At 40.2% G+C, this 26,040-nt stretch carries 40 protein-coding genes; 31 read left to right on the top strand and 9 right to left on the bottom strand.

The window, feature by feature from the left end:
- Window positions 1-537 carry a hypothetical protein gene (locus H9629_RS05490; protein ID WP_191730671.1) on the bottom strand — a complete coding sequence of 179 codons (537 nt, stop codon included), beginning with the start codon at window positions 535-537 and terminating at the stop codon, window positions 1-3.
- Window positions 534-968, bottom strand: coding sequence for a hypothetical protein (locus H9629_RS05485; protein WP_191730670.1), 435 nt, complete (start codon window positions 966-968; stop codon window positions 534-536). Before H9629_RS05485 ends, H9629_RS05490 begins: the two co-directional genes overlap by 4 nt.
- A 222-nt stretch (window positions 969-1,190) precedes the next feature.
- On the opposite strand from H9629_RS05485, the gene H9629_RS05480 reads away from it, so the two are divergent.
- Window positions 1,191-1,361 carry a hypothetical protein gene (locus H9629_RS05480; RefSeq protein WP_171509104.1) on the top strand — a complete coding sequence of 57 codons (171 nt, stop codon included), beginning with the start codon at window positions 1,191-1,193 and terminating at the stop codon, window positions 1,359-1,361.
- Here H9629_RS05480 and H9629_RS05475 read toward each other — a convergent pair.
- The 7 genes from H9629_RS05475 to H9629_RS05445 all read right to left on the bottom strand — a co-directional run bounded on the left by H9629_RS05475 (window position 1,358) and on the right by H9629_RS05445 (window position 6,722).
- Entirely contained in the window at window positions 1,358-1,537 is a 180-nt protein-coding gene (locus H9629_RS05475; RefSeq protein ID WP_159137905.1) for a hypothetical protein, read from the bottom strand. The genes H9629_RS05480 and H9629_RS05475 overlap by 4 nt on opposite strands.
- Before the next feature lie 128 nt (window positions 1,538-1,665).
- A complete protein-coding gene (locus H9629_RS05470; protein WP_159137904.1) occupies window positions 1,666-2,019 on the bottom strand; it encodes a hypothetical protein in 354 nt (117 codons plus the stop codon).
- 206 nt (window positions 2,020-2,225) lie between these two features.
- Window positions 2,226-2,561, bottom strand: a complete 336-nt coding sequence (locus H9629_RS05465) for a hypothetical protein (RefSeq protein WP_100357191.1) — start codon at window positions 2,559-2,561, stop codon at window positions 2,226-2,228.
- A 122-nt stretch (window positions 2,562-2,683) separates the two neighbouring features.
- Window positions 2,684-4,354, bottom strand: a complete 1,671-nt coding sequence (locus H9629_RS05460) for a hypothetical protein (protein ID WP_100357062.1) — start codon at window positions 4,352-4,354, stop codon at window positions 2,684-2,686.
- A 35-nt stretch (window positions 4,355-4,389) separates the two neighbouring features.
- Window positions 4,390-5,484, bottom strand: coding sequence for a dsDNA nuclease domain-containing protein (locus H9629_RS05455; RefSeq protein ID WP_100357063.1), 1,095 nt, complete (start codon window positions 5,482-5,484; stop codon window positions 4,390-4,392).
- A gap of 101 nt (window positions 5,485-5,585) precedes the next feature.
- The gene (locus tag H9629_RS05450) at window positions 5,586-5,888 is read right to left on the bottom strand and encodes a hypothetical protein (RefSeq protein WP_191730669.1); all 303 of its coding nucleotides are present in this window, start codon (window positions 5,886-5,888) and stop codon (window positions 5,586-5,588) included.
- 78 nt (window positions 5,889-5,966) lie between these two features.
- The gene (locus H9629_RS05445; RefSeq protein ID WP_191730668.1) at window positions 5,967-6,722 is read right to left on the bottom strand and encodes a S24 family peptidase; all 756 of its coding nucleotides are present in this window, start codon (window positions 6,720-6,722) and stop codon (window positions 5,967-5,969) included.
- A gap of 131 nt (window positions 6,723-6,853) precedes the next feature.
- Between H9629_RS05445 and H9629_RS05440 the strand changes: the two genes are divergently transcribed.
- The 30 genes from H9629_RS05440 (at window position 6,854) to H9629_RS05295 (ending at window position 25,989) form a co-directional block, all read left to right on the top strand.
- Window positions 6,854-7,057: a helix-turn-helix domain-containing protein gene (locus H9629_RS05440; RefSeq protein ID WP_151725779.1), complete on the top strand. Its 204-nt coding sequence runs from the start codon at window positions 6,854-6,856 to the stop codon at window positions 7,055-7,057.
- Between the two features lie 58 nt (window positions 7,058-7,115).
- A complete protein-coding gene (locus tag H9629_RS05435; protein ID WP_191730667.1) occupies window positions 7,116-7,604 on the top strand; it encodes a phage regulatory CII family protein in 489 nt (162 codons plus the stop codon).
- A 49-nt stretch (window positions 7,605-7,653) separates the two neighbouring features.
- Window positions 7,654-8,553, top strand: coding sequence for a replication protein (locus H9629_RS05430; RefSeq protein WP_191730666.1), 900 nt, complete (start codon window positions 7,654-7,656; stop codon window positions 8,551-8,553).
- Window positions 8,550-9,293, top strand: coding sequence for an ATP-binding protein (locus tag H9629_RS05425; RefSeq protein WP_191730665.1), 744 nt, complete (start codon window positions 8,550-8,552; stop codon window positions 9,291-9,293). Before H9629_RS05430 ends, H9629_RS05425 begins: the two co-directional genes overlap by 4 nt.
- Window positions 9,290-9,766, top strand: coding sequence for a class I SAM-dependent methyltransferase (locus H9629_RS05420; RefSeq protein ID WP_086044607.1), 477 nt, complete (start codon window positions 9,290-9,292; stop codon window positions 9,764-9,766). Before H9629_RS05425 ends, H9629_RS05420 begins: the two co-directional genes overlap by 4 nt.
- Entirely contained in the window at window positions 9,763-10,020 is a 258-nt protein-coding gene (locus tag H9629_RS05415; RefSeq protein WP_086044608.1) for a hypothetical protein, read from the top strand. The genes H9629_RS05420 and H9629_RS05415 overlap by 4 nt, the downstream gene beginning before the upstream one ends.
- On the top strand, window positions 10,017-10,427 hold the full coding sequence (locus tag H9629_RS05410) for a DUF559 domain-containing protein (protein ID WP_191730664.1): 411 nt from the start codon (window positions 10,017-10,019) through the stop codon (window positions 10,425-10,427). The genes H9629_RS05415 and H9629_RS05410 overlap by 4 nt, the downstream gene beginning before the upstream one ends.
- Window positions 10,424-10,978: a hypothetical protein gene (locus H9629_RS05405; RefSeq protein ID WP_191730663.1), complete on the top strand. Its 555-nt coding sequence runs from the start codon at window positions 10,424-10,426 to the stop codon at window positions 10,976-10,978. The genes H9629_RS05410 and H9629_RS05405 overlap by 4 nt, the downstream gene beginning before the upstream one ends.
- A 632-nt stretch (window positions 10,979-11,610) precedes the next feature.
- Complete coding sequence (locus tag H9629_RS05400) at window positions 11,611-11,808, top strand: hypothetical protein (protein WP_191730713.1); 198 nt, start codon at window positions 11,611-11,613, stop codon at window positions 11,806-11,808.
- A 172-nt stretch (window positions 11,809-11,980) separates the two neighbouring features.
- Complete coding sequence (locus H9629_RS05395; RefSeq protein ID WP_191730662.1) at window positions 11,981-12,154, top strand: hypothetical protein; 174 nt, start codon at window positions 11,981-11,983, stop codon at window positions 12,152-12,154.
- A 270-nt stretch (window positions 12,155-12,424) separates the two neighbouring features.
- Window positions 12,425-12,862 carry a hypothetical protein gene (locus H9629_RS05390; protein WP_191730707.1) on the top strand — a complete coding sequence of 146 codons (438 nt, stop codon included), beginning with the start codon at window positions 12,425-12,427 and terminating at the stop codon, window positions 12,860-12,862.
- Window positions 12,822-13,463 carry a putative metallopeptidase gene (locus tag H9629_RS05385; protein WP_191730661.1) on the top strand — a complete coding sequence of 214 codons (642 nt, stop codon included), beginning with the start codon at window positions 12,822-12,824 and terminating at the stop codon, window positions 13,461-13,463. Before H9629_RS05390 ends, H9629_RS05385 begins: the two co-directional genes overlap by 41 nt.
- A gap of 45 nt (window positions 13,464-13,508) precedes the next feature.
- Window positions 13,509-13,976, top strand: coding sequence for a DUF2280 domain-containing protein (locus H9629_RS05380; RefSeq protein ID WP_064095915.1), 468 nt, complete (start codon window positions 13,509-13,511; stop codon window positions 13,974-13,976).
- Window positions 13,977-15,512: a phage terminase large subunit gene (terL, locus tag H9629_RS05375; RefSeq protein WP_191730660.1), complete on the top strand. Its 1,536-nt coding sequence runs from the start codon at window positions 13,977-13,979 to the stop codon at window positions 15,510-15,512.
- A gap of 9 nt (window positions 15,513-15,521) precedes the next feature.
- Window positions 15,522-17,006: a phage portal protein family protein gene (locus tag H9629_RS05370; protein WP_191730659.1), complete on the top strand. Its 1,485-nt coding sequence runs from the start codon at window positions 15,522-15,524 to the stop codon at window positions 17,004-17,006.
- A gap of 3 nt (window positions 17,007-17,009) precedes the next feature.
- Window positions 17,010-18,215 carry a phage head morphogenesis protein gene (locus H9629_RS05365; RefSeq protein ID WP_191730658.1) on the top strand — a complete coding sequence of 402 codons (1,206 nt, stop codon included), beginning with the start codon at window positions 17,010-17,012 and terminating at the stop codon, window positions 18,213-18,215.
- Window positions 18,216-18,291: 76 nt separating this feature from the next.
- The gene (locus H9629_RS05360) at window positions 18,292-18,507 is read left to right on the top strand and encodes a hypothetical protein (protein ID WP_191730657.1); all 216 of its coding nucleotides are present in this window, start codon (window positions 18,292-18,294) and stop codon (window positions 18,505-18,507) included.
- Between the two features lie 58 nt (window positions 18,508-18,565).
- Entirely contained in the window at window positions 18,566-19,525 is a 960-nt protein-coding gene (locus tag H9629_RS05355) for a hypothetical protein (protein ID WP_191730656.1), read from the top strand.
- A 3-nt stretch (window positions 19,526-19,528) separates the two neighbouring features.
- Window positions 19,529-19,903 carry a hypothetical protein gene (locus tag H9629_RS05350; protein ID WP_191730655.1) on the top strand — a complete coding sequence of 125 codons (375 nt, stop codon included), beginning with the start codon at window positions 19,529-19,531 and terminating at the stop codon, window positions 19,901-19,903.
- Between the two features lie 5 nt (window positions 19,904-19,908).
- Window positions 19,909-20,988, top strand: coding sequence for a major capsid protein (locus H9629_RS05345; RefSeq protein ID WP_191730654.1), 1,080 nt, complete (start codon window positions 19,909-19,911; stop codon window positions 20,986-20,988).
- A gap of 10 nt (window positions 20,989-20,998) precedes the next feature.
- A complete protein-coding gene (locus tag H9629_RS05340; RefSeq protein ID WP_191730653.1) occupies window positions 20,999-21,337 on the top strand; it encodes a hypothetical protein in 339 nt (112 codons plus the stop codon).
- Window positions 21,338-21,344: 7 nt separating this feature from the next.
- Complete coding sequence (locus H9629_RS05335; RefSeq protein ID WP_191730652.1) at window positions 21,345-21,788, top strand: gp436 family protein; 444 nt, start codon at window positions 21,345-21,347, stop codon at window positions 21,786-21,788.
- Window positions 21,789-21,795: 7 nt separating this feature from the next.
- Complete coding sequence (locus tag H9629_RS05330; RefSeq protein WP_191730651.1) at window positions 21,796-22,311, top strand: phage virion morphogenesis protein; 516 nt, start codon at window positions 21,796-21,798, stop codon at window positions 22,309-22,311.
- A complete protein-coding gene (locus H9629_RS05325; RefSeq protein ID WP_191730650.1) occupies window positions 22,286-22,708 on the top strand; it encodes a phage tail terminator protein in 423 nt (140 codons plus the stop codon). The genes H9629_RS05330 and H9629_RS05325 overlap by 26 nt, the downstream gene beginning before the upstream one ends.
- 9 nt (window positions 22,709-22,717) lie before the next feature.
- Window positions 22,718-22,888: a hypothetical protein gene (locus H9629_RS05320; RefSeq protein WP_191730649.1), complete on the top strand. Its 171-nt coding sequence runs from the start codon at window positions 22,718-22,720 to the stop codon at window positions 22,886-22,888.
- A complete protein-coding gene (locus H9629_RS05315; protein ID WP_191730648.1) occupies window positions 22,888-23,646 on the top strand; it encodes a phage tail tube protein in 759 nt (252 codons plus the stop codon). The genes H9629_RS05320 and H9629_RS05315 overlap by 1 nt, the downstream gene beginning before the upstream one ends.
- A gap of 363 nt (window positions 23,647-24,009) precedes the next feature.
- Entirely contained in the window at window positions 24,010-24,384 is a 375-nt protein-coding gene (locus tag H9629_RS05310) for a hypothetical protein (RefSeq protein ID WP_191730647.1), read from the top strand.
- A complete protein-coding gene (locus H9629_RS05305) occupies window positions 24,381-24,893 on the top strand; it encodes a hypothetical protein (protein WP_191730646.1) in 513 nt (170 codons plus the stop codon). The genes H9629_RS05310 and H9629_RS05305 overlap by 4 nt, the downstream gene beginning before the upstream one ends.
- A 105-nt stretch (window positions 24,894-24,998) precedes the next feature.
- Window positions 24,999-25,202, top strand: coding sequence for a YodC family protein (locus H9629_RS05300; RefSeq protein WP_191730645.1), 204 nt, complete (start codon window positions 24,999-25,001; stop codon window positions 25,200-25,202).
- A 226-nt stretch (window positions 25,203-25,428) separates the two neighbouring features.
- Entirely contained in the window at window positions 25,429-25,989 is a 561-nt protein-coding gene (locus tag H9629_RS05295) for a hypothetical protein (RefSeq protein WP_191730644.1), read from the top strand.
- The last annotated feature ends 51 nt before the right edge of the window (window positions 25,990-26,040 follow it).

Here is a 26,040-nt window from a genome sequence, read left to right as displayed (position 1 = left end):
TCAACGTGCTCCTGCAGTACGGTTATTACGTTTAAAGTTTTTATAGTCTTCAGATGCAAAGAAGCCCGTACTTTCTAAAGCTTGATGACGCTTGTTCTTTCGCATAGCAACACGCGCATTTTCCAGTCCATCTAAAATCCATTTCGGAGTAAGGGATTTATCCATCTTCCTCAATGAGCCGTCCGGCTGAATGGAATAGATAGTTGTGTTGCAGAAATAGTCAGCAATAGTTCCTGAGCTTTTGACACGTAGGGCAAAATAGCTCGCCCGGGTTTTACCCACTCGATAGATTTCAAGTCCTTCAAAGGTCTTGATGTATTCAGAGAAATAACGATGAGTTGAGCCAAATTCTATCGGCATTGGAATGACAGGTAGTTCATCTGCTTTGAATTGCAGGAAGCCGGTATAAAGGTCCACAAAATTAATTTGAGTTCGATCATTTAAAGGAGACCAGTCATCAGAGCCACATTCACACCAGTAGACCGATTGGCCATTCAGGAGTGCTTCAAAGATTTGATCAGCAGAATTTAAGATCATGACTGCACCTCCACCAAACGATGCTTCATGATGTAACCAGCGATCATTGAATTGATTTCGCGATGATCCTGGTGATCAGTGAAGTCTTTATATGGATTACCATTGGCATCAAATACATTGATTTCACCGAGCTCCATTACTTCGACTGCAGTGAACTCTGAACCAGGTACGCCGTAGCTATCTGGATAAGCCTGAACTTCAAATGAAGAGATATTTAAACGAAATCCATCCAGATTAAGAATTGCTTCACCACGACTTTGGTCATGCATTTTTAGTGAAACAATGCCGTATTCAGACTGCATGTTTTGCGCTGGAGCAGGTTGTCGAACATTTAAATCCGTATGAAAAGCGACCGCTAAAGCGCTTACAGTTAAGGCAGCGGTAAACAGAGTTACCTTGAAGCTATTGTGTGGAGTTAATTTTGTGTTCATAATTACTTTACTCACGAGGTTAGGTTGTGGGTCACGCCTCAGGTAGTTACCGCTACGTTGGGGCTTTTTGTTGTTTCGATGAATAGATTATTCATTAGTGAATAGTTATAGTCAATAGTGAATAATTAAAAAGTGAATAATATTTTCTTATTTTATTTTTATTTCATGTTTTAATAGACAAAAGAAAACCCACACAAGGTGGGTTATTTGGAGTTTATTGAGATGACTAGAGAAGAATTTCGAGCGAATCTATATCAAACATATGTATCCTCTAGTGTGTGTGACCCAGTCCTAATACAAGAATATATCCGCATTGCTGAATCCTTTGTCTTTGACGGCAAGCAACACACGGCTATTCAACAAGCTGAATTAATTGAAAAATTAAAAGTTTAAATTTGATCGTTGGGTGATACCACCTTCAAGCACTCTTCATAAACCTCTTTCCAGTACGCGATATCACCTGCTTGGTTATTCTGTTTATAGTAAGCAGGGTTTTTAAGGTCGATACGTGTTTGTATAATTTTATTAGCCATCTCAATAGCTAAGCGTTTTTCTTCAATTGAAGGCATATTTTTCTCCGATATTTATGGTTTAAGATCAATGTTGGCACAAAGTCTTAAGCTCATAATATCAGGGAAAATTTGAATATATTAAAAAGAAAACCCACCGCTGGGTGGGTTGTCCTGCAACAATAATCTTATTTTTTGTATTCAGTAATACTGATGGGTTTGTCTTTCATAAACTCTACAATACCTTCACCAGCTTTGAAGTGAATTGAAACGCCGTCATCATTGGCCAAACGCATACCACTTCCTGAAATAGCTCGTTTAAGGTGATAAACCTTGCCAGAATTATCTGTCATTTCTGCGGTTTCAAAATTATCTGAAGATTTCAATTCGACTGTAAGATCCATTGGACCAGTAAAATTAATTACCTGAGTTTCAGTTGCAGTATTGCTCACAACTTTTTCTTGCACTACTTCGTTTTTTTGATTTGAAGTACAGCCAGTAATCGCTAATCCTAACAATGCTGCGCCTAACAGATATTTCATTGAGACTTACCTTTCTATTTATGAATCATAGGTATCATTATACTAATTGTTATAATGTAACATTTAAAGACAAGGTTACACTTACCTTACATAAAGAAAAACCCGCGGATAGCGGGTTAGTGATGCTTTACTTTGTTATTACAGACCCGGTCATGAGAGGTCTTAAGTCCAATATAAAGATTTAATATTTCAGAAGTAAGAAAGCTTTAGCACTGAATAGCATCTTTCTCTTTGTAGTGATCCAAAACCAAATCCATATCAGCCAAAAGCACAGCTTCAGAGTATTCACCGGGTGATAGCTTCAACAAGTTAGGCATATAGTTTTTTTCATACTCGCGCGGGTAGTCTCTGCATAAGATCTTTACCCGCACATCTTGAGTGGTGAACTCTGAATCTAACTTTTCCAGATATTTGCTAAGAATATTGTCTGAGTTCTCAAAAGCTGTTGTAGTTGTGATTGGATCTATATCTTCAGCTGGTTGTTTTTGGCAGCCGGTAAAAGCTAAAGACAAGAGTAAGGCGGTAAGTGTGATGTATCTCATAGTTATAGGTTTATTGTTATTGGAGTTTGAATTATAAGCAAGTTCAGGGAAAAGAAAACCCACCGCTGGGGGGTGGGCAATGTGTTTTAAACTATAATCTTTAAGTGTTGACTGGCTTATTTTTAATTAAACACATTTCCATCAGTATCGGAAAGTAAAAAAGAGGCCATTTGGTATTCTGAACTCAGTAAAAGTGAGTTATCAATTGTAATCTCCTCAAAATCATCTTTAATAGCCTCAGTGAAAGAGTTTTGAACAGCAGCTAAAATAAGTTGGCAATCATCAGGACACTCTTTGATAAGCAACTTCAGCATTATTTCATAATTTAAATCATCTAAGTCTTGTTGTCTGAGTGAGTCGACTACAAATGGCGGCGTTGAAAGTTCAGCATGCGTATTGATAGCTTTCAATATAGTTAGTCGTTTTGCGAGCATAACCTTGATTTGATTTGCACCACCACTATGGAATTCAAGAATATCATTTAAATTATTCTTAGGAAGCATTTTTACTTCTAATTTTTTACATATCTTATTAAAATATATTACTAATTTATCCTCTATTTTTTCTAAATTGTTTTTTTGGATATTTTTGTTTGTTTTGTTTAATGATGTAATCTGTTTTTTGTTATTTTTAATATCTGATTCAAAATTTAAAATTCGGTTCTCAATAGTAGGCGTGAGTGTTTTATTCAATATTTTTTGGTTTAATATCTCTGATATAGGATTTTTCTCTATAGAAGTCTGAAAAGTATTATATGTGTTTTCAATTTCATAAGAAATTTTAATTAATTTATTTAATATATTTTGCTTTTCATTCTTTAAATTCTTAAGCTGTTCTTTTAGTTTGTCCGAATCACTAATAATAGAAAATCGATTAACTAAGTTGTTAAGATGCTCTACGCCACAAGTAGGACAATAGATGGTGGTGTCCTTTAGATTTTCAACAGAGAAAATGTAATCATTCTCAAGTTCACCAATTGCAACCATTATTATATTAATTTCGTTATCTATTGATGCAGATTTTGAAGAGTAAGAAATATACTTACTTCTCATTTCGCGTAGACTATTCTCAGCCCGTATATACTCTGAAGAAGAACTCTGAATTTCAGCGAATGGGTCTTTAACATCTAATTCGAATTTTTCAATATAATCAATTACATGTCTGCTGTTTTTTATATCATCACTTATTGATAAGTTCTTTAGTTCATATGAATTAATTTCTGATTTATTTTCATAGTAATCTGCATTCTGTAGGCTACATAGATACTTTGTAAGCTCGCGCTTATTATTTTTATTAAATTGACCTAATGACTTAAATGACTGCCAAATTTCGTTCCAGCCATACATTTGTTCAATATAGGTTGCTGAAAAGTAGAAGGCTGGAGGAACTCTAGATAACTTTTTAGCATTTGTACCTTTTAAAAGAATATTGAAATTTAAAATTTTATTTAATTGTTCTAAATAATCACCAGTTATTACTTCATACTTATTCCAAATATTATTTGTATAGTTAAATAAATAAATTGAATCCTTATCTCTTTTTACTTTATAGTTAGTATCATTAACTGAAAACTCGATTAAAGTAGAAATTTCTAGTTTAACCCAATCCTCTTCAAACATTACATCACAGCCCAATCCCCAGAAAAGGCAGTTCAACAAAGTAGACTTACCGATAGTATTCTTTTTAGAAGTGATTAGTGTTCTTGGATATATTTTTAAAACTCGTCCTGATTTTTCCAAATGAGATACTATTGTTATTCTCTGAAATTGAAAAGAATTGTTTGTGTCTTTCATTTCTAAGATTCCTAATTAAAATTTTAAAATTTGATTCAAGATTTTTTTGTGAGTTTTTCATAGATTTCTCTTAATACCTCATAAGTGGATACGACTTTCATTTGGTTAAACCCCTTTAAAGATAAATTTGAATTAATAAGTAAGTCGAAATGATCAATTTTTTCTAAATACTTCGATGAATCATAAATATTATCAGGTAGAACAATTTTTTTCCTTAAATTTTGAATTTGGTTGAAGAGATCTGCAGATCTATTGGTGATTAGATGAAGATAATATTCATTAATTAAGTTTATTTTTATTGGAGTAAAAATATCATCATCATACTTATTGAGAAATTTTTCGATGAATTTTTTCAAGTCAGTCTCTATACTAAGATTAATATTTTTCGCTAAAATACAAGTAACCTCATCACTTCTTAATCCACGTTTTTGTACGCAATCATCCCAATTATCATAGGGTAATAAAAAATCATGTTTAATTCTTAAATCATCCCACAGAGCTGTATATATACTAGTAATTTTTGAGCTAACAGAACCATATTTCTTTTCAATAAATTCAGAAATTTTTCCCTTAGTTGTACTTTCTGAATTTTCGAATGGTAAATTTGCTTTCTCAAAACAAAGTATATCTTTATAGCCTATATCAATCTCATTTAACTCTATTTTAAGGTGATCAAATATTTTTGTAATTTCATCTTCTTTGAGATCTTTTAAAAATTTTGCAGCACCCATTACATTAATCTTTTCATCAAAGTTAATATTACTAGTTGATAGCAGGCATAATTTTTTTACATGTTTTTTAAAACTTTTATTCTCAACACCTAAAATCATTTTACCTAAAACAGAATTAGATTTTGATGAAGCATCATATTTACAGATATTTTCTAAAGTGAAGTTGGTTTGAGTGGTTTTAATTTGATAAAATTCAAACTCAATATTATCTGTTATTTGACATGAATTTGCCGATATTACATCCTCATGATATTCCATAAAGATAACAAATTCTTGATTTTTAATAACTTTGTCTAAGATGTATGTAATTGCCCAGTTTGTTTGGTAGTTGAATCTCAACTGAGTATCTAGGCCAATATTTTCTCTTTCTTTTTCATTAAGCGTATTATCTGGTTTCACATTCAAAAATCCTGTTTACATCCCAATATAATCCAACCACTAATCCAAGCCGCATATAGCGGCTTTTTTATTTACCCAGCCAACAAAAATTGATTTAGGGTTTATAGCGCAGAATACTTTTCTAAAAACTCATCTATCCACCCCTGAACCACTTCAAGATTAGTTATGTCAGTCAGCTTTAGATTCGTCTCTTCTGCTTCGTTAAAGCCCTCAATAATAGCTTCAAAGATATTTGCCTCACTAATGACCTCACGTGCTATTTCAGCAGCGTCATAGCTTTGCTTGGCCTTCTTAAGCGAAGCTATTTGCTTATCAACCCCTTCACCAATTTTACCTAATGCCAATTTAAATTCTTGACGATTAATTGTTAGCGCAGTTTTGGATTTATTAAGTGTTGCGATCATTGTGGTTTCCTTCTTTTTTTGGGGCTACTATATTCAACATCTTGATAAAACCTAAGCCGCATATAGCGGCTTTTATTTTTAAGGTTTAACTAAAGCAGATTCCAGGCGACCAATAAAATCAATTTCATTAAGCTGCTCATTAGTAATAAATTCATCTGGATAGCGAATCTTGTCAGGATTATCACTTGCAAGCCTTACTGTTGTGCCGCCTGCATAGCTTATAAAAATCCTTTTCATTCTTAGCTCGTAGTTATGCTTAAAAACATACACTGACCCACTTTTAAGCATGCTGGGATCTTTATCAGCCACATCAATAAAAAGAGGGCTGTCCGGCGCTACAGTTGGCCACATGCTGTATTCATCGGAATAAATCACACATAGATTCTCCGGCTTGGCTTGAATACCCAGAATTTTTAGCAGCGATGGGTCAATATTTAAATATTCACTTGGGTCTTCTAAAAAATTTTCTATCCCGCTTCCACAAGAAGCTTTTACATCCCTGTACACCGGTATTCTCACATTAAATTTTTTTTCTTCAGTACTTCTAAATTCGATTGGAGAAATATAAATATCTCCTTTTTTTTCAGAAGCCTCAACCTGAACTTCTGGCTTCTGCTCTATTAGCTCCAAATTAGCATCTGTAAGTACAGCAACAGATATACCTGCCCAAGTAGAAATAGCATCAAGAACCTCTCTTCTGGGTTCTTTTGTAAGACCGCTCGCAACTCTAAATAAAGTAGCCTGCGGAATCTGGATCTCTTTGGAGAGCCTGTTTGGATTAGTTTTGTGTTTCTCAAACAGGTACTCAATATTCTTTTTTAAGAATGGGTACATCTGAAAGTCCTCGTAATATATTTACATTTTATTCAAAAAAGAATAATTAAACCGAAATAATTCACTTATGCATTGACAACTATTCATAAGTGAATAAGAATAAAATTAAAGTGAATTAGAGGTAGAGAAGTATGAACCTTAAAGAAAAGATCTTATTTCTACGCAGTCAAGGTCTTAGTCAGTCTGAAATTAGCAACCGTACAGGTATAGCTCAAAGCTCTGTATCAAAAATCGAAAATGACGAGCAGCTTGATGTGTCTTACAGCAAGGGTGCCGCTCTGGATCGTTTAGTAAGTGAAAGAACTCAACAAAACCAAATACTGGCATCTGCTTAAACCCATTATTACCAGATAAGCATTTGAAATAAATGTGAATAAACAAAGGGATTCACACATGGAATTCAGTAAAGAAGCACAAAGCGCAATGTACAAGATGGTTCACCAAACACCAGGTATTGATCCAAAGCAGATTGCCGATGTTTTGGGCGACTCACATAAAACCGTTTTGAACTATGCAAATCCAAATATGGACTACCTGCCAAGCCTGAAGAAGTTCGAAATGATGCTTTCTTTTACTGGCAATCCAGTAGTTCTGCGTGCATGGGCACATCAATTAGGATTGGCTCTAATTCCTACTGGTTGTGACGGTAGTAAACACCATGAGCTATCAGTAATTGAAGCAATGATGCAGGGAAATATCTGTAATGGACAGGCAAACCAGAAGGTATATGAGGCCTATGAAGATGGCGTAATCACACCGCAAGAATATGAAGAAATTCACAACATTTTTCAGCGGATTATCGAGTTCGCTACAGCAGCAGATCAAGCAGCGCTTAAACAAATGAAGCGTTATACCGCTAATCCACATAAAGAAAAAGCCTGAGGTCAGAACTCAGGCTTATTCAATTCATTAATTATCGGAACCAATGAACATGAAATCAAATCTAGCACATGAACCACCAATACCTCAAGGGCAAGTAGTTCATTTTCCAAAAAATGAGCGCAAAGCTATGTCGAATAAAGAAGAGCGCTACACCAAGATGCCAAATGGTTTAATTGACGGTCAGATCATGGCCCAATTAAACGATAAGGCGTTTAAGTGTTTAATGTTTGTCATGCGTCAAACCATTGGATTTGACCGCGTATCTCACCCAATCGCCATCACTCAATTTCAAAAATATTGCGGTATCAAAAAACGCGATACGGTTATGTCATGTATTCGTGATCTGGAAGAACTCGGCTTAATCAAAGTTGAGAGAACAACAGGCTGTCTAAGCGAATATCAATTTACTCCTGACCAGTACCGCGAAAAGGGACTAGTACCAAATGAAGGTAGTACCCTTAAAGATGACGGGACTAGTACCACCAAACGGGACGGGACTAGTACCGCGAAAGGTGACGGGACTAGTACCGTTGAACGGGACCCTATTAAAGAAACACTTAAAGAAACATTTAAAGAAAACTTTAAAGAGAAAAACACGCAAGAAAATTCAGTTGATCAGGTTCTAAAACTTTGGACGCCAGATTTGCATTCTCTGAATTCTTGGTTACAGCGATCAGGTGAAACCCCGATGACCCAAGAATTGGTAAATCAGATTTTAATTGAAGTGAATGCCCACTACGAACCACGTTTGAACGCAGGCTTGATTACAGATACCCAGATGTATTCAAACTTCGTGAAGTGGATCAAACGCAAGTTCACTCAAAAAACGTATCAATCCTCTGAAAAACCAAATTCTAATCTTGACGTGAATACACCTTGGACAAACCAAGCGCCGCAATATCACGAACCAGTAGATTCACACGTTGAAATCCCGGAGGACTTCGTATGAACGCAATGTCACCGTTTTCATTTGGCCTGAAGCAAGTCCAAGAGTTTTGTAATAAACACCAGACCGCCATGGTACAAGCTGGTCCATATCACAAATGCCCACAATGCGCCGTTGAGTTCCATGAAGAACAACTTGCACAAGCACAGGCTGAAATTGATCGTATCGTACGTGAAAAACACTTTGCTGGGGCAATGCTTCCAGAGCGTCATGCAACATCAGGTTTTAAAAACTACGATGTTAAACATGCCGGACACCAGAACGCATTGAATCAGGTTGTTTCTTTTGCCAAGAACATGATCAATGGCCACAAAAGCAACTTTGTGATGGTAGGGCCTACAGGCACCGGTAAAACCCATCTGAGTTGCGCTACGGCTCGGACATTGCTCAACAAGGGCAAGTATGCGCGTTACATCACCAGTGAGGATATGGCGCAGCGAATCATGAATGCATGGGAGCAGCCGGACGCTACAGAGAAGTCTGTGATTTATGACTTCACCCAGTATGACCTGTTGATCCTGGATGAATATGGATTGCATGACCGCGATAAACGCCGTGAGCTGGTGCATAAGGTTTTGTATGCACGTTATGACCGTATGAAGCCGACCATGCTGATTTCCAACCTAACGCTGGCTGAGTTGCAAAAGGATCTGGGTGATCGTCTTTGGTCTCGTTTCCAACAGGGCGGCCTAACCCTGGTGGAATGCAACTGGGCCGATCAGCGTGTAGGGGGTGAGATGTGAATCAACCAATTTTAGATGTGTGCTGTGGATCCCGAATGATGCACTTTGATCGCCAGAATCCAAATGTTGTTTATGGTGATATTCGAACCGAAAGCCATACGCTTTGTGATGGTCGAGCTTTGGAGATCTCACCTGATATTGAAATAGATTTTCGTGATATGCCATTTGATGATGGTCAATTTAATTTAGTTGTGTTTGATCCACCTCACTTGGTTCGAGCAGGTAAGCAGAGTTGGCTTGCTCTTAAATATGGGAAGTTGAACAAAGACTGGCGTGAAGATATTCGGAAAGGATTTGAGGAGTGCTTTCGCGTGTTGGCCACCGGTGGAGTTTTAATTTTTAAGTGGAATGAAACTCAAATTAAAGTTAGTGAGATTTTAGAGTTGACCGATCAAAAACCAGTATTTGGTCATATCAGTGGTAAGCGTGCAAATACTCATTGGATTACTTTTATGAAGTGGGGGACAGCATGAACACACCCACCATCCAGCGGTTTGAAGAAATCAAAGACATCCTGGTGTACGTGGCTTTTTCAAAACATGAGGTCACATCAGCAGAGCTGGAAGAACATGTATGTGACAAAACCCGAGCAGCCTTAAATCAGAAATTGCGAGGACTAGTCCAGGCGGGTTACTTGGCATTTAGATGTAATCATTGCACAAGACTGTATGTTGCCACTGAAAAGACTAAACAGCTATTTGGAGTGCGTGATATGGGTGAGGTATGACCAGCTACTCAATCGCTGAATACAAGAAGATGGTTAAGGCCACTAAAACGAAAGGGCGCTCCAAGCGTCCTAAGGTGAAAGGCGAAAAAGTACCGAATGAGTTTGAGGCGAAACTGGCCCGAGAACTAAAGACTTTAAAAATTGAGTTTGAGCAGGAATTTGAGTTTCACCCAAAGCGGAAATGGAGAGCAGATTTCCACCTGGTAGGAAAAAAGATTTTAGTTGAGGTGGAAGGTGGGATCTGGAGTGGAGGAAGGCATACCAGAGGCAAGGGGTATATCGGGGACATGGAAAAATATAACGCCGCAACAATGATGGGTTTTCAAGTATTAAGGTTTAGTACAGATCAAGTGAAGTCAGGTCACGCGATCCAGCAGATAGTGAAAATGGTAGGGGATTTGGGATGAATGCAGCAGTTGAAAAATTTGAACAGTTTGAATGGTTGATTCGGGGTACTACAGCAAAGTCACCTAACTTTGAACCTGTGGTGCATGGAACTAATGAAAAGCCTTTGACGTATCAGGACAAGTTGGGTGCTATTGCTTCAATGGATACCAAGCTGGCAAAGGCGATTGCCTCAGTCATCGTATTTGGCCCAGCAGCGAAAGCTGACTTTGATCATGTGCAGGAACATTTGGCAAATATCATGATTTTAAATGCGGTTCAGGATAAACGTCGTGAGCCGGAGGGAATCAAGATTAAAGATTTAGCCAAACGTGTTGCTTTTATGGTAATTCAGTTCGCCTTAGAGCCGACCTTCGAAGATAACTTTACTGCCAAAGGGCGGTTGCATCTTGCAGCTGGTGTTAGAGAGTCTGAGATGAGCCTAGATTGCTACCGAATGACATGGAAGCAATATGAAAATCTCATGACCCTGGCAATTGAATCTGCCATTAATGAGGCATCCAAGGCCATCAAAACGTATAAGAAAAATACTTATAAAGAATTTGAGGCATAGGGATTTCATTATTCTGAAAACCAAGGTATAGTTTCACTATACTGGTCGTATTACGGTTCAACCGAGACCAAGTATAAAGATGTCCGACATTGACTGCTAGAAAAGACTGGTAAGGCTCGCCATATGGTGGGCTTTTTTATTGGCTAATATTTATGTGAAATGTAATATTTTGCCAGTGGTTAAAAAACGAACCCATGTAGAATGACCACCTAGATTCTATGCTGTAGAGTCTTTCCTATTCAGCCTCCTTTCCCCAAAAGGAGGCATTTTTTTGTCCGGAGAAAAGTATGCTCCAATTTATATTCTGCTTATTCGGCCTACACGGTGTGACTGAGATTGATTACACGGTTGATGATGAAGAAATCAAGGTGTGTCGGGATTGTTTAAAGGAAGTTGAATAACAATTACTCAAGCAAAGGGCTGTTTCATAAAGCTGTAATATTTAAGCAATATAGTTGCTCTGCAAAAGAAGAAAGACGTTGTGACGCAAGTCAAGCCCGTTTAATTGGAGAGAGTTAAACGGGTTTTTTATTGAAATATATTGCTATTTTTCTTTTGTCGAATGTATTACGACTCAAACCCCGTCATTAATTTGTCGGGGTTTTCTTTTCTTATTGGTGGTGGATATGCGAATGGGTCGAATGAGTTTGGGAATGGCTTTGGCATCCATGGGGATGATGGTGGTTGGTGATGGGATGCATCGAGCTACCGATAGTTTGGGTGCATTATCGCGGGCTATGCGTTTGACTCAGCCAGCAAAACACAAATCAAAGCCTAACCGTGTAAGTCAGGCAAAGCGACGCAAGTATAAGCGTCAAGGTCGTGGATAGTGTGGCAATTCTTACTTGGTTTTATCGTGGCTTGGGTTATTTGCAGTTGGTATACACATATCTACGTGGCAAATGAGTGTGAGCGATTGGGTGGCTTCTTTGTTGGTGAAAAAACTTATAAATGCACTGAAGTAAAGAAGCTCGATGAAGAAGAACAAGACTGGTGATATTTATGACAGACAAAGTACAAGCGAAACAAGACTTAGAATATTGCAGTATCGAGCTGTCTAAGTATCAGAATCTCAGTCGATCCGGCCTGACTCGAAATGAGCTGCTGGCAATTGATGGCATTATGATTAAGTTGAAAGAGCGTATTAAGAATTTGCGTGTGGCATTGTATGTGTGATGCGGTATAAGGAAGCGTTTTAATTAGGTTAAAACACGCCAAGCTCTCGTAATGCAAATTACGATTAATGAAATACATAGGTATAAGACAAACTCACTGGTTACGGAAGTGGTCTGGTCTAGTCTGTAGTAACAAATAATGAAGACTAGGAATATGATGCTAATAAGATAGAGCATTATGGTTTCTTGATATTTTAATATTGGATCATGATAAGTACTGATGTCAGCAAATGCAAAAATCTACCCAAGCGTGGCTTTTAATGGGGGAAATATGGAACTTGATGCATATAAAACCCTAACCAATAAGCTTCCACTTAAGAAGAAGCTTCGCACCAGACCACTACCCAAAGCTGGCGAAAAATACCTAGAAGCATTCGATCGATTGAAAGAGATCCTGGATCGGATGGAAATTAAGTATGAAGAGTATTTTCATTTCAAAAGTACTAAGCACTGGTGTTTCGATTTGCACCTGGTTGGCTATCTCGCATTAATTGAAATTGCTGGTGGGCCTTGGTCTGGTGGTCGAAAAGGTAAATTAGCCACAAAAGCCTGGAGCATAGATCGCTATGACCATGCTGAAGAAATGGGTTATCGATATCACCGCTTTGAAGTTAATGACATCAATATGGGCCGTGCAACGGCATGGCTGAGAAATTTAAAGGCATCTTATGGAACAGTTCAGACCATTCCCACCGACGGATCTGATTGATCAGGCTGAGCAAGAGGAAGCCATTCGCTTGGCACCAGCACCAGAGCTTAAAGAGTGGGTCGTGAATAACTGGCTTACTCTCGGTGGTGAACTACATAACCCCGATCATGATCATATTGCTGAACTACTCCATGACAATGAAGAGTTCCTTGCATTCGCATGGGCATCATCTGCCGCCGTAGCGAAAAAGCGTATGGTACTGGGTCAATGTGAAAAGGTCATGTTTAACCAGGGTGGCTGGAAGAAAGCACGCCAGGAACAGCAGATGCGGGATTGGTTCGGCTTTGTGCCTCAATACTTGATTACTGTGGATGCCACATTCTGTGAACAGGCTTCGGATCGTGAGTTCTGCCGCTTGATTGAACATGAGTTGTATCACATTGGTGTAGAGCGTGATGAAGATGGCGAGATCATTTATAGCGATATGACCGGACTGCCTAAGCATTACCTGGCTGGCCATGATGTTGAAGTGTTCTTTGGTGAGACTAAACGGTGGGGTGCAGACGAATCTGTAAAACGGCTTTTGGAAATTGCCAAGAATGCGCCGTTTGTATCTGAAACGAATATTGCAGCATGTTGTGGGAACTGTGTTATCGGCTAATTTTTTTGCCCACTTTCCTTGACGTACCTTGACGGATGGAGAGAGATGGCATCACTAAATAAAAAGCAAAAATACTTTATTGTACGGTCACTTGCAGTATTTAATACCCCTCAAGAAACTGTAATGCTCGTCAAGGAAGAATTTGACTTAGAGGTCTCCAGACAGCAAGTTGAAACCTATGACCCAACTAAGCGAGCTGGTAAAGATTTAAGTACTGAATTGAAATCTGAATTTGAAGTTGCTCGTAAAGAATTTTTAGATACCCCTCAGAACATTCCAATAGCGAATTTGTCTGTTCGTTTACAGCGTTTAGAAAATCAATATCAAAAGCATGGCAAGAATCGAGTAGCTGCATTAAGTATCTTGAAGCAGGCTGCCGAAGATATGGGTGGTAAATATACCAATCGTCAAGAGATTACTGGTAAGGACGGCGAAGCATTACAGACCACCGTCGTTCATGCTACTCAGGAACAAGTTGAAGCTGCAGTAAAGAAGGCCCAAGAGGAATATTAAATGGATCTGCAAACACAGGTTGAAAAGAAGCTGTGTGAAGATGAGCATTTATATTTCACCCGGCGATTCTTTAAGCCCCGTATGGGTTTTAAATTTACGGTGAACTGGCACCATGTTTACATCTCATGGATTATTGATCAGGTCATTGCTGGTGAGATTGCCAACGTGGTTATCAATGTCCCACCAGGGGCTGGTAAAACCGAACTGACCACCAACTTGATTCCACGTGGTCTGGCTTTAAATGCGCGTTCTCGATTCCTATATTTATCCTTCTCACAGTCACTAGTTGAAGGTGTATCAGATACGGCACGTGACATCGTGAAGTCGAAAGACTATCGCCAGATGTGGGATCTAACCGTATCGAACAGTACCGACTCCAAAAAAGAATGGAAGATTACGGTTGAGGACTATGACGTTGGCCATGTCTATGTGGCTTCCATGGGTGGGCAGGTCACAGGACGGCGAGCAGGTACACTGGCGGATGATGGCTTTACTGGCTGTATCATCATTGATGACCCGTTAAAGCCCGAAGATGCTTTCAGTAAGATCAAGCGGGATGCCGCGAATCGTAAGTTACTGAACACGGTAAACTCGCGTAAAGCTAAGTCTGATACACCGATCATCATGATCATGCAGCGCCTTCATACTGAGGATCCAACCAATTTTGTCATGACAGGCAATTTACCTGGTGAATGGACTCAAATATCCATCCCGGCACTGATTGATGATAAGTACATTGCGACCTTGCCAGAGCATATTCAGAAGTTGGTACCGCAAGATGTTGAGCTTGATGAACAGGGTCGTCAAAGTTACTGGCCAAAGAAAGAATCACTTCAATCCCTATTACAACTTGAAAAAGGCGGTAAGGATAAAGAGGGTGCAACCGTATCCCGCTATACATTCTCAAGTCAGTACATGCAGCAGCCTAAGAAATTAGGCGGTGACTTGATCAAGTCTGAATGGTTTGGATTCTATAAAGAGCATCCAGAGCTTCAGTGGCGCGCTGTCCTTGTAGATACGGCGCAGAAAACCAAAGAGCACAATGATTACTCAGTATTCCTGCTTGTAGGCATGGGTATAGACGGCAAGTTGTACTTACTCGATCTCTTACGCGGCAAATGGGAAGCGCCAGAATTAAATCGTCAAGCTAAAGCATTTTTAGATAAGCACAAGGAATACACCTGGCACACCAAGCCTATTCGCTACATGAAAGTAGAGGATAAAGCGTCAGGTACCCAGTTGATCCAGACATTAGGAACTTACTCCGGTGTCGCCGTCATACCAGTACAGCGTAATACAGACAAGCTATCCCGTTTTATGGATGTGCAGGTTCATCTTGAAGCGAACTATAAGGACAAGCCTGAAGATCGTTTTGTTATGGTACCTAAGGATGCTCACTGGGTTGGTGAATTCTTTGAAGAGTGTGAGGCATTCAATGCTGCATTTACCCACGATCATGACGACCAAGTGGATACGCTCATTGATGCGATTGAAGACGCAGTAATTGCGATTAATTACAGCCCTCCGGCTGCATAAGGTTGAGTTATGTCTAAGAAAAGAAAGAAGCCTGAGAATGCAAAACCTGAAGCTGGTGCACTATATTCTCATGAGGCCGAACAGGCCTTAATCAGTTATCTAACTAAAATGCCAGACGGCGATGAAGTACTTCGAAAAGCTGGTGTCACACGTCCACGATTGAAAGTTATGATGTATGACGATGAGATTTATCAGGCCGTAGAAAAACGCCAGGATAAACTTGAGAGTGCGCCGTGGCGAATAGAGCCGATAGACCGCCCAGAGTCAAAAATCATCATGGAGCATTTGCGCGAATGGTGGTCTGAGATTCTGCTGGGTACCCAGAATGCCCGCTGGTATGGGTATTCAGTTTTAGAAGCGATTTACAGTAAGCCTGAAGAGCCATGTATGCATATCGAAGGTAATACCATTACGCCGTTTATAGGCTTTAAGTGGATTGGTGAAAAGCCAATGCAATGGTATGAGCCTAAGAATGATGGTCGCCTTATTTTATTGGAAAACTACAATACGGCTAGGAAAGATCAAGAAGTTGATCAGCGGTTTAAGCATTTCCTAACGCGCTGTAAACCTACTTTTGAAAATCCTTATGGTGAAGCGCTCCTAAGCCGTTTGTATTGGGTCTGGTTCTTCAAAACTTCAGGGTTTAAATTCTGGGCCAAGTTTGTTGAAAAGTTTGGTTTGCCAATGCTGGTTGGTAAAACAGCAGGTAAAACGACTGATATGCGTGATGCATTGCTTAGAGCTCATGCTAGTTCAGTGATTGCGTTAAGTGGTACAGATTCGGTTGAAATTCAAACTGCCAATACTAATGGCAATGCATCCCAGACATTTGAAGTCTTTGATAAGAATTTGGAGCGCCGTATTCAAAAAGTCATCCTTGGCCAGACTCTCACATCTGGTACTGATGGCTCTGGATCTCGTGCCTTGGGTGATGTGCATCTTGAGGTTCAAAACTCAAAGTATAAAGCCGATGTCCGGATGATCATGCCAACGATCCAGGCAATTATTAATGCGCTATGCGATATCAATGGTTGGGAACGTCACCGGGTCATCATTGGTGAAGAGAAGTCACTGGAAGAACCTAAAGCAGATCGTGATGTGAAGTTGAAAAATGCTGGTGCAGTCTTAACGCCGCAATACTTTAAGCGAGAGTACGGATTAGAAGAGGGTGATGTAATTGAGCAGGTTCAAACAGGTTTTAATCAGTTCACCGCTTTACCACGTCAGGCATTTAGCTTTAAAGCATCAGTAAACAAGCTTTCACCAGAGCAGCAGGAAGTTGAAGAACTGACTGATAGTCAGGGTGAATTGCAGTTACTGAAACCTGATCAGGTCAAGGAGTTAGTATTCAAATCTGATAGTCCTGAAAGTCTGGCTTATAACCTGATGCAATTAATACCTAGCGCAACACAAACTCAGTTTACGGCCAATCTAGATCAGGCCTTGTATGCAGCGGATGTACTGGGGTATGTGACCGCTCAAAATGGGAAGTAAGTTATGCAACCAGTTATCTTCCTTGAGGCACTTCAATACGCTCACAGCAAAAAGATCGTGTTACCTGATGAGTTCTATTCAATGGATCTAAAGACCCGGCAGATGGCAACCACAGTTAGCTTTTTGTCGAGTCTTGAGCAGATTGAGACTGTCGTCAAGGCAGTGAATAAATCCATTGACGACGGCGGTACTTTTAAAGACTTTCAGAAGCTCATTGAAGAATCTGAAATCATTCTGCCAAAGCACTACCTAGACAATGTATTTCGTACCAATATCCAAAATGCTTACGGTCATGGCCGATGGCAACAACAGCAACGGAATAAGGCCAAACGACAATATCTGATGTATTCAGCTATCAATGATAGTCGGGTGCGTCCCAGTCATTTGGCTCTGAATCGGATCGTATTGCCAATTGATCACCCATTCTGGCTAACACATTACCCTCCCACAGGTTTCCGCTGTCGCTGCACCGTGATTGCCTTAACCGAGAAGCAGGCATTGAAATACGGTATTACACCAGATGATAAGTTGCCTGAGGTAGCTGAAGCCTTAGATTGGAGTTCTCATCCATTGCAGTTCGGCGAGCTTGAATCACTGGTGGATAAAAAGATCAGTGCTTCAAGTCTGGATAAAGAATATCTCCTCGAGCAGAAGGAAGTCATCAAGGCAGAATGGAAGGCGAGTAAAAAACTGACCAGTTTGTTTGCTCCGATGGATGATAAGACTCGGGACCTATTTGATACGGTGGCCAATACGGTAATTCCACTTGATCCAAGTATTCGGCCAAGTGCGATTCGCACCTTCTTGGATTATGTGCAAGGAAATGATGCAGCACTGACTGGCTATTTAAACTCTGCTACAAGCTCTCTGGCTGATGATGTACTCAAGCGCTGGCTGAGTGCAGACATGGCATCAATTCAAGCTGTGGCAAGCAATACGGCTTCAACCGTAGTGGGTGCTGCAACGCTTCAGCAGGTAGCCGCTTATCAGGTAGGGCAGACAGTCCAGTTGAATGCGCCGTTGCTGCTGGCTGATACGGCTTCAGATATAGTAATCAAGATTGAAAATGCCAAAGGTATTGGTATTGATCTTGAGATGCTAAATGCTGGTGACGGCGTTCTCATACCGATGAGGTTATCTTTTGAAGTGGTTTCGATTGAAGCGGTTGAGGGGCAGATGGTTTACACGTTGATGGCATTAGTAAATTAATCTTCAAGGTATTCATCTGTAAGAAGAGTTTAAGTATTGTGGTGATATAATGATCAAAACCTAAGTGGAGATGCTCATGAATGATGCAATGCTTAAGCATGAAGAAAATGCTTTTAAACGCAGTTTAAATAAGCTTATAGATCAACAATGTCATGAGTTCGAAGCGCGTACGGGGCATCGAATTGATGGTATTTCATTAGAGTATCAAGCCAAGCCTAAAAATCCCTCTTTAACTCTTGGAATTGAAAATAAAGGTCTTTTCCAGTGTGATGTTGATATCGAAAAAAATTAACTAAGTAGAAATAGATGAATAGCACCCATATGGGTGCTTTTTTTATGGAGCATGAAAAATGCCAGATCCAAATGAAGAACGGCTGAAGTATTTATTTAATGCCTCAGCAATTGAAGTGCCAAAAGCTGAAGAAGGGCAGAAGCGGAAATTTAAAGGCACTGCCTATGCCGGTGGTCGTGTAGATGGTCACTGGTACTGGGGGCGCTCCGGCGTGGTCTTTGATCTTGATGGGATCGAGATTGATAAGCCGACAGCCTTACTTGAAGAACACTTTGGTTCAAGTCGAATTGGTGTTGTTCAAACAGTAGATACCAACGGAAAGATTGATGTATCTGGTGATTTTCTCACGAATGCCAAGGCACAGGAAATTGTTCAGGATTCTGATGATGGTTTCCCATTCCAGATGTCGATGATGATTGATCCCGGATCTATTGAAGAAGTCTCACAAGGCAAGACAGTCACTGTGAATGGTCAGTCGTTTGAAGGCCCAATCACCATCTTCCGTCAAAACCGTATTCGTGAATTTACGATCTGCTCAACAGGTGCTGATCGGAATACATCAATTAAAGCCTTCTCAGGCAAAGCCAATCCAAACCCAACCAAAGAGGACACAGACGTGACCGAATTAGAAAAAGCACAACAGGCCAAAGAGCAGGCAGAGCGTGAACGTGATGAAGCACTCGCTGAGCTAAATAAGTTTAAAGCACAAAAGCGTACTGATGAAATTGCTGGTTTAGAAGCTGAACTGAAAACACAGTTTAGTGCTGAAGATAAAACGGCTTATACCAATATGGATGATTCAGTTTTTACCTTTACGGCTAAGCAGCTTCGTCAATTCTCGGCAGGCAATACACAACCACCAGCTGGACAGCAACAACAAACACCAGGTGTTAATCCAGCATTTGCTCACTTGTTTAACCATCAAGCAACTGGTGGTCAGGGTGGTCAGTCAAATAACAATGACACTCACAAATTCACTTCTGGTGCACAAGCATTTGCAGAACAAAAGGGGAAATAATTCATGACTATTCATTATGTACCACCTATTTCAGTCACTTCAAAACGGCTGATCCTGGACAATGAAAAGTTACGTCGTGCCAATGCCAAGGTGCCAACCGCCACAGCATTTAAATACGGTGATCTATTAACACTGTCAGATACCAATGTGTTGTCTCATGCTACTGATGAAAAAACATGGGATGTGATCTGTGGCCAGGATGTCACAGCAGCTGAAGCTACGATTAAGGCCGCTGACGGAATTGAAATCCCGGTGTATTACGGCGGGGTGTTCAGTATCGAAGCTGTCTCACTTAATGGAACTTTGCTCACCACTGCTCAATACGATGCAGCGCGTGCACAGGCAACTAAAAACAAAATCGAACTTTCTAAGGTGTAATTAACATGCCACAGTCTTTTAATCTTGAGGGCACTCCGCTCGAACTGCTTGATGTAGGTGAACTCGCACTGATTCACTCGAATTACCGTCCGATGGATACCTGGCTTTTAGACAAGCTTTTCCCAAATCGCCCGTTATTTACCCGTGATGATGTGCCACTGGCTGAAGTATCTGCCGAACATGATCTGGCACCACTGGTATCACCGCAACAGCCTGGTAAGCCATTTGATACCACCCAATCTGGTGAAGTACGTCATGTGAAACCGGCTTACTACAAGCCAAAGAATCAGGTCACTCCGGCCGAAACTTTTGAAATCGCATTGCTGAAACGTTTACGTACCGCAGGCATCATCTCTACTGGCAACCAGCGACTGTCTGAACAAGAGCAAATGATCATTGCTCAAATCTCAGTGATGAAGCGCAACCACGATGCAATTGATAACTCAGTCCTGATGATGGCAATTGATTTACTGAAGAATGGTAAATACGCGCTTCACTCAGATGATTATGAATACAACCTGGTGGATTACCGTCGTGATGCTTCATTGACATTTACGCCGTTGACCAAGTGGAATGAAGCGGGTGCCAAGCCGGTAACGGATATCCGCACCATGCTTGAACGTCAATTGGCTGCTGATGGTGGTGAAGCTAAGCTGTCTGTTATGTCTGGCTTAGTTTGGGCGGCTCTCTGGAACAATGAAGAGTTTAAGAGAGAATTCATCACGCCGTATGCCGGTATTTCTGTTCCAGTGAATCCAAGTTTTGGGGTCAAAGAGTCAGCGACCTTCAAAGGTACTTTTGATGGAATCGAATTCTGGGTATATGACGCAACCTACCGTAACAAAGGTCAAGTGAAGCGCTTTATTCCTAAGGATTACTTCTCATTGATCTCTGATACTAATGGCTCAGTTGCTCACTGTAAGATCAAAAACATGTTGGCCAACGGCGTTGCTCAGCAATACTTTGACCGCCAGTGGTACTGTGAGGATCCAAGCGGCATCATGCTGATGACCGAATCTGCTCCACTAGTTGTGCCGTCTAACAAGAACGGTGTCGTTGGTGGTACTGGCTTTATCACTCTATAAGGAGCAAGACATGCCAAAGTACACAGCAAAACAGTCCATCGGGCATTTTATGCCAGGTGATGAAATCAAAGGGCTTGAAGCTAAACAACTTCAGGCCCTTTTAGCATCTGGGGCTATTGAAGAATATCAAGAGCCGGAAGAACCCAAAGCAGATGGTACCGCCGCACGTTTGGCTGAACTTGAAAAGGCTAATACTGAGCTGACAATCACAAATAAAACCTTAGGAGACGACAAGGCTAAGGCTGATCAGGAAATTGCTGAGCTAAAAGCCAAGGTGGCTGAACTGGAAAAGGCCAAGCCTGCTACAAAACCTAAAGCAGACCCAAAGCCTGCTGACGAAAACAAGTAGGTGATCTATGTACGCGACTAAAGCTGATTTAGTCGCTCGATTTGGTGAAAACGTACTTAACCTTGCGCTCATGTTTCCTGCTGATGTTTCAGATCCATTAGAAATTTCTTTGCAGGATGCTTGTGAGGAGGTGGACGGATATCTAGCAGTACGTTACCCATTGCCCTTGCCAAATGTGCCTAATAATTTGAAGCGACTAGTGTGTGATATAGCACGTTATAAACTCCATTTTGAAGCAGCGCCTGAGGCAGTTGAACTACGCTACAAGATGGCGATAGATTTCTTAAAGGGTGTACGGGATGGCAAAAACTCACTGGCAATTTTAGATACCAGTAACCAAATCAGCGACGACCAACCCAAAGGCAGACCATCAACAGCACCCATCGGTACAAGTTACACCGGTGGTGTATTTGGTGATGCCACTTTAGACATGATGCCCAGTATGAAGTGAGGTGTTTATGGCTTTTGCAATAACCATTCAAGCCGATAGCTCACCTATTGAAGCAGTGCTTAACCAATTAGGTAACTTTGATTCGCTAAAGAACCAGTTGTTTGATGAGATTGGTGCTGGGCTTGTGAATAGTATTCAGCATCGGTTTTTAACCGGTACTGGTGTGGATGGTAACCCATGGAAGGTTTCATGGAGAGCCAAGCTGCAAGGACGTAATGGTGTGGGCGTTGGTGAAACATTGCGTGATACTGGCCGCCTCATGAATTCCTACACACACAATGTTCTTTCAAGCGGTGTGGAGGTGGGTACAGATGTGGCGTACGCACCTCATCTGCATTATGGCGCAACAATCCTACCTAAGAATGGCCAATACATTACTTTTGCAGTGGGTGGTCAATATCGGAAAGTTAAGCAGTCGATTTTACCGCCTCGGACTCAACTCGGTCTTGATGCAGAAGATGAAGCCATGGTTTTAGACATTGTCGGGAGTTTTATAGATGAGCACCTTCTTCGCGGTGCGTGATGAGATTGCAGAGAAGCTGAAAGAGATTCCAGAATTTCTAAAAATCTACACGCCGTTGAATTCAGTCAGCGTGACAGAGATGTCACAGGTCACTCCGTCAGCACATGTCAATTTTGTCCGTATAGACAAGAAAGCTAGTGCAGGTCGTGGAAGCATCAACCAGATCGGCCAGCAATGGGCGGTCACGGTGGCATGTCGCAATGCTCAATCTCAGATGACCGATGGTCGGGCGGTAAGTGATGAAGCGGGGCTTTTGACTGAAAGAGTTATTCAGCTTCTGTCAGGCTGGCAACCTTTGGCATCACGTACAGCACTGGATTTTATTTCGGTACGAGATGGGTATAGTCCAGGCTTTGCATATATCACGATTATCTTTGAATCACAGAAATTCATTTAGGAGCCAGTCATGGCAAAACAATACAAAGCATTACAGCCTGTCGGTCGCTTTCAAAAAGGCGATGTAGTCGGCGGGCTTGATGATGCACAAATTAAAAAATTAGTGGCAGATGGCGTGATTCAGGAAGTACCTGAACCTAAAGCTGCTCCAGCCAAGAAAACCACAGGGGATGAAAAGTAATGGCTAAGAACAACTATATTTCTCTACATGGTAAGTTCTACCTGGCAGAGCTGGTCAATGGTGTTGCTGGTGCAATGCGCCACATTGGGAACGTGCCCGAGTTTGAGTTGGAGATCGGTGCTGATGTCATTGAGCATCAGGAATCAATGTCTGGTAAGCGAACTACCGATTTCACCATGATTACTACCACATCAGTAAACTTCACCGGGCAGTTAGAAGAGGTTACTCCTGAGAACCTTGAATATATCTTGTCAGGTATGAATCATACCGTGGCAACTAAAACCGAAACGGATGTGTCTTTAGGCGCTGTAGTAGCTGGTCAAGAGATTAAACTCGATGGCTATAACTTAAAAACTGTTTCATTTAAGGACTCAACTAGTGGTACAGCTAAAACAGTTGAGCCGGAAAACTATACCCTTGATGCCAAGTTTGGCACGGTAATTTTCCATGATGTGGCTGACTTAACCATGCCAATTCTGGCAAGTTATGAAACTGGTGCTGTAACTCGTACTACTCTGGCATCAGACTTTGAAAAAGAGTATCAGCTCTTCTTTAAGGGAATTAATACTGCAAACGGCGATCATGTTGCGGTAACACTGTGGCGAACCAAGAAGTCACCTGAGACCAACTTCCCGTTGATCCATGAAGAACTGGGTCAATATGAAATCTCAGGTCAGGCGTTATCAGATATGACGAAAGAATCAGATCCAGCATTGGGTCTCTATGGTCATGTAGTGACAATTCCAGCTGCTGTCTAACCCCACACAGGCACAAAAGAACTCTACGGCGCATTAGCGTCTTTTTTGTGCCTGTTTTAAAGCTTTTGTCTTTGATCAGGGTAACCAGTTTATTGATAAGGCTTATAAGAAGATGAGTAAGAAATCGGTGTAAGTCGGTTTCTTCTGTTGATAAATAGCAGATTGATGGTGCTTCGCGACAACAATTAACGCACTTGTTGGGAAAAGAGGTAGCCATTTCTCTTTGCATGTGGTAACAGAAATTCATTGACCCATTATGAGCAATCACCTAATATGCCCACATGGGCCTTTTATCAAAAGATAAGAAGGCTTTTTAAAACTACAAATTTTAACAAGCGATGTATTTGGGAAAAGTGGTGGGTTATGAGCAACGTCGAAGTAGTCAATCCTTCAGACGACTCTGGTTATTCATGGGCTAGGGCGTTTAGAGATATAGGTATCCAAGCCATTAACACTGGACAATTTCCATTTTTTTGCATGTTTATTATAGCTATTCTATTTTTGTTTCGCTTGCCGCCTGAAACTCTAAGTACTATTTCCTTAGAAGTTGTTAACAACTTTAGGACTTATGTTCTTTCTGGTTATAGTCTATTTGGTATTACCTTGATATGCGTTAGTTTGTATGTGAAGGTTTTAAAGAAACGACATAAAGAGCAATTGGTAAAACAGAATGCTTTGATTGAAAAATTAAAAGAAGATTTAAAAATCTCCACCACCTCTACTGGAGGCGTATTATGAGTATTTTATTAGTTGTTATGCTACTTCTGGCGATATTTCATTATTTTTATCAAACAGTGGTAGTTAAGACTAACAATGATTTATATGACGCAGATTTGGATATCCTTAATCATGAGCTAGAGATTTTTGAAATTAAAAATGCAAAATCTTTAAATGCTTCTGAAAAAGAATTTCTTGCAAACACAAAAGCATTCGTTGGTCATTGTCCGGAAATTGGTAAAGAAGTTACAGTCGTTGAAATGATAATGGATATGGCTGACTATAAGACATCTAAGGACTATGAAGGTAGTGCTCAGAGAATGCGGGCTTTGCAGATTCAAAATGACAAGATTTGGAAAATTAATGTTGAAGCATCAAGAGCCATGTTGAAAAATATGACCTTAAATGCTGGGATATTCTTGTTTGTATTATCTCCGCTATTAGTTCTGATTTTATTTTATTCTTTTATTTCAGGACGCAAGCTCTCTCTTGAGCAAAGTGTTGAGCGAATTTCATCTAAGCACTGCTAAATAAGAAAAATCAAAAAACCACCCTCTGAGGTGGTTTTTTAATGCTTGAAAAATATACTGATTGAGATATAAATGAAGCTCATATTTTAAATTAATGAGGCAAGGATGAGCTTTAACGTAGGTGAAGTTGTTCAACTAAAATCGGGTGGGCCGCTTATGACTGTATCAGAAACGAATGATGCAGGAGTAGTAGAGTGCACTTGGTTTAATTCTGAAAATAATATTCAGAAACAAGCTTTTAACCAAGAGATGCTTAAAATATATAGGAAGCAAACACCAAGAGTTTTACCTAGCGGAATAAGACTCTAACAGAAGCACCCTAGGGTGCTTTTTTAATGCCTAAAATTTATCTCAGGACCCCGTAATGAATAAACCAGTAGCAATATTTACCTTATGCGTGATTGCTGTAATGGTCTTATCTGTATTTACTTTTTTCGCTTTTAAGAAAATGAATTGTGATGGTGAGACAAAGTTTTTTATTTATAGCGGTACCCAATACAAGTGTTCAAATTATGAAAAGTAATGAGACCCCATCATGAATGATTTTTTCCTAGCAACAAATCGCAGTATCAAAGTTAATGATATTGAAGTATGTCAAATCCAAATGAAAGACTTCGACACCTGGGCAATGCATGCTGAAGTATTGAAGAACTTCATCAAAGACCAGAATCATTCAGATGAGATTTTAAATACTTTATTCAAGGCTCATGGCGTTCAAGTCATTTCGACTATGGCATGCGTCACTGATCTGGACCATGAATCACTGGTAGAACTTGCCGCTGATGAGCAAAGATTCAAGGATTTGCTTAAAGCGGTGCTTCTGATCAATCAGGCTTACTTCAAATACGAAAAACCGAAGCGTGGCATCAAAAATAAAGATGAATCCACCTGGTTTGATTCATTCCAGTTTCTGGTATCAATGGGCCATCAGCATAGCGAAATCATGGAAATGACTTACGGTGCATTCCAAAGCTACGTTAAGGCTGCAAACAAACTCTATAAGCAGGGAATCTTCAATAACGCCGTAGCTGCACGTGTGGCTCAGTCTGACAAAAAAGGCTTTGAATCATTTAAAAAAGAAATGGTCTCTGATTGATCAAGTAGCACCCTAAAGTTATGATGTGGAAATAATAATTTATGGATATGA

This window comes from Acinetobacter pecorum (assembly GCF_014837015.1).
GTDB classification, from domain to species: Bacteria; Pseudomonadota; Gammaproteobacteria; order Pseudomonadales; family Moraxellaceae; genus Acinetobacter; species Acinetobacter pecorum.
Note: the sequence above shows the minus strand (reverse complement) of the source record. Positions and strands in the feature narration are given on the sequence as shown.

Excerpts from the sequence above, each read along its gene's own strand:
- H9629_RS05490 (WP_191730671.1), bottom strand. The coding sequence starts at position 537 with ATGATCTTAAATTCTGCTGATCAAATCTTTGAAGCACTCCTGAATGGC.
- H9629_RS05485 (WP_191730670.1), bottom strand. The coding sequence starts at position 968 with ATGAACACAAAATTAACTCCACACAATAGCTTCAAGGTAACTCTGTTT.
- H9629_RS05480 (WP_171509104.1), top strand. The coding sequence starts at position 1,191 with ATGACTAGAGAAGAATTTCGAGCGAATCTATATCAAACATATGTATCC.
- H9629_RS05475 (WP_159137905.1), bottom strand. The coding sequence starts at position 1,537 with ATGCCTTCAATTGAAGAAAAACGCTTAGCTATTGAGATGGCTAATAAA.
- H9629_RS05470 (WP_159137904.1), bottom strand. The coding sequence starts at position 2,019 with ATGAAATATCTGTTAGGCGCAGCATTGTTAGGATTAGCGATTACTGGC.
- H9629_RS05465 (WP_100357191.1), bottom strand. The coding sequence starts at position 2,561 with ATGAGATACATCACACTTACCGCCTTACTCTTGTCTTTAGCTTTTACC.
- H9629_RS05460 (WP_100357062.1), bottom strand. The coding sequence starts at position 4,354 with ATGAAAGACACAAACAATTCTTTTCAATTTCAGAGAATAACAATAGTA.
- H9629_RS05450 (WP_191730669.1), bottom strand. The coding sequence starts at position 5,888 with ATGATCGCAACACTTAATAAATCCAAAACTGCGCTAACAATTAATCGT.
- H9629_RS05445 (WP_191730668.1), bottom strand. The coding sequence starts at position 6,722 with ATGTACCCATTCTTAAAAAAGAATATTGAGTACCTGTTTGAGAAACAC.
- H9629_RS05440 (WP_151725779.1), top strand. The coding sequence starts at position 6,854 with ATGAACCTTAAAGAAAAGATCTTATTTCTACGCAGTCAAGGTCTTAGT.
- H9629_RS05435 (WP_191730667.1), top strand. The coding sequence starts at position 7,116 with ATGGAATTCAGTAAAGAAGCACAAAGCGCAATGTACAAGATGGTTCAC.
- H9629_RS05430 (WP_191730666.1), top strand. The coding sequence starts at position 7,654 with ATGAAATCAAATCTAGCACATGAACCACCAATACCTCAAGGGCAAGTA.
- H9629_RS05425 (WP_191730665.1), top strand. The coding sequence starts at position 8,550 with ATGAACGCAATGTCACCGTTTTCATTTGGCCTGAAGCAAGTCCAAGAG.
- H9629_RS05415 (WP_086044608.1), top strand. The coding sequence starts at position 9,763 with ATGAACACACCCACCATCCAGCGGTTTGAAGAAATCAAAGACATCCTG.
- H9629_RS05410 (WP_191730664.1), top strand. The coding sequence starts at position 10,017 with ATGACCAGCTACTCAATCGCTGAATACAAGAAGATGGTTAAGGCCACT.
- H9629_RS05405 (WP_191730663.1), top strand. The coding sequence starts at position 10,424 with ATGAATGCAGCAGTTGAAAAATTTGAACAGTTTGAATGGTTGATTCGG.
- H9629_RS05400 (WP_191730713.1), top strand. The coding sequence starts at position 11,611 with ATGGGTCGAATGAGTTTGGGAATGGCTTTGGCATCCATGGGGATGATG.
- H9629_RS05395 (WP_191730662.1), top strand. The coding sequence starts at position 11,981 with ATGACAGACAAAGTACAAGCGAAACAAGACTTAGAATATTGCAGTATC.
- H9629_RS05390 (WP_191730707.1), top strand. The coding sequence starts at position 12,425 with ATGGAACTTGATGCATATAAAACCCTAACCAATAAGCTTCCACTTAAG.
- H9629_RS05385 (WP_191730661.1), top strand. The coding sequence starts at position 12,822 with ATGGAACAGTTCAGACCATTCCCACCGACGGATCTGATTGATCAGGCT.
- H9629_RS05380 (WP_064095915.1), top strand. The coding sequence starts at position 13,509 with ATGGCATCACTAAATAAAAAGCAAAAATACTTTATTGTACGGTCACTT.
- terL (WP_191730660.1), top strand. The coding sequence starts at position 13,977 with ATGGATCTGCAAACACAGGTTGAAAAGAAGCTGTGTGAAGATGAGCAT.
- H9629_RS05370 (WP_191730659.1), top strand. The coding sequence starts at position 15,522 with ATGTCTAAGAAAAGAAAGAAGCCTGAGAATGCAAAACCTGAAGCTGGT.
- H9629_RS05365 (WP_191730658.1), top strand. The coding sequence starts at position 17,010 with ATGCAACCAGTTATCTTCCTTGAGGCACTTCAATACGCTCACAGCAAA.
- H9629_RS05360 (WP_191730657.1), top strand. The coding sequence starts at position 18,292 with ATGAATGATGCAATGCTTAAGCATGAAGAAAATGCTTTTAAACGCAGT.
- H9629_RS05355 (WP_191730656.1), top strand. The coding sequence starts at position 18,566 with ATGCCAGATCCAAATGAAGAACGGCTGAAGTATTTATTTAATGCCTCA.
- H9629_RS05350 (WP_191730655.1), top strand. The coding sequence starts at position 19,529 with ATGACTATTCATTATGTACCACCTATTTCAGTCACTTCAAAACGGCTG.
- H9629_RS05345 (WP_191730654.1), top strand. The coding sequence starts at position 19,909 with ATGCCACAGTCTTTTAATCTTGAGGGCACTCCGCTCGAACTGCTTGAT.
- H9629_RS05340 (WP_191730653.1), top strand. The coding sequence starts at position 20,999 with ATGCCAAAGTACACAGCAAAACAGTCCATCGGGCATTTTATGCCAGGT.
- H9629_RS05335 (WP_191730652.1), top strand. The coding sequence starts at position 21,345 with ATGTACGCGACTAAAGCTGATTTAGTCGCTCGATTTGGTGAAAACGTA.
- H9629_RS05330 (WP_191730651.1), top strand. The coding sequence starts at position 21,796 with ATGGCTTTTGCAATAACCATTCAAGCCGATAGCTCACCTATTGAAGCA.
- H9629_RS05325 (WP_191730650.1), top strand. The coding sequence starts at position 22,286 with ATGAGCACCTTCTTCGCGGTGCGTGATGAGATTGCAGAGAAGCTGAAA.
- H9629_RS05320 (WP_191730649.1), top strand. The coding sequence starts at position 22,718 with ATGGCAAAACAATACAAAGCATTACAGCCTGTCGGTCGCTTTCAAAAA.
- H9629_RS05315 (WP_191730648.1), top strand. The coding sequence starts at position 22,888 with ATGGCTAAGAACAACTATATTTCTCTACATGGTAAGTTCTACCTGGCA.
- H9629_RS05310 (WP_191730647.1), top strand. The coding sequence starts at position 24,010 with ATGAGCAACGTCGAAGTAGTCAATCCTTCAGACGACTCTGGTTATTCA.
- H9629_RS05305 (WP_191730646.1), top strand. The coding sequence starts at position 24,381 with ATGAGTATTTTATTAGTTGTTATGCTACTTCTGGCGATATTTCATTAT.
- H9629_RS05300 (WP_191730645.1), top strand. The coding sequence starts at position 24,999 with ATGAGCTTTAACGTAGGTGAAGTTGTTCAACTAAAATCGGGTGGGCCG.
- H9629_RS05295 (WP_191730644.1), top strand. The coding sequence starts at position 25,429 with ATGAATGATTTTTTCCTAGCAACAAATCGCAGTATCAAAGTTAATGAT.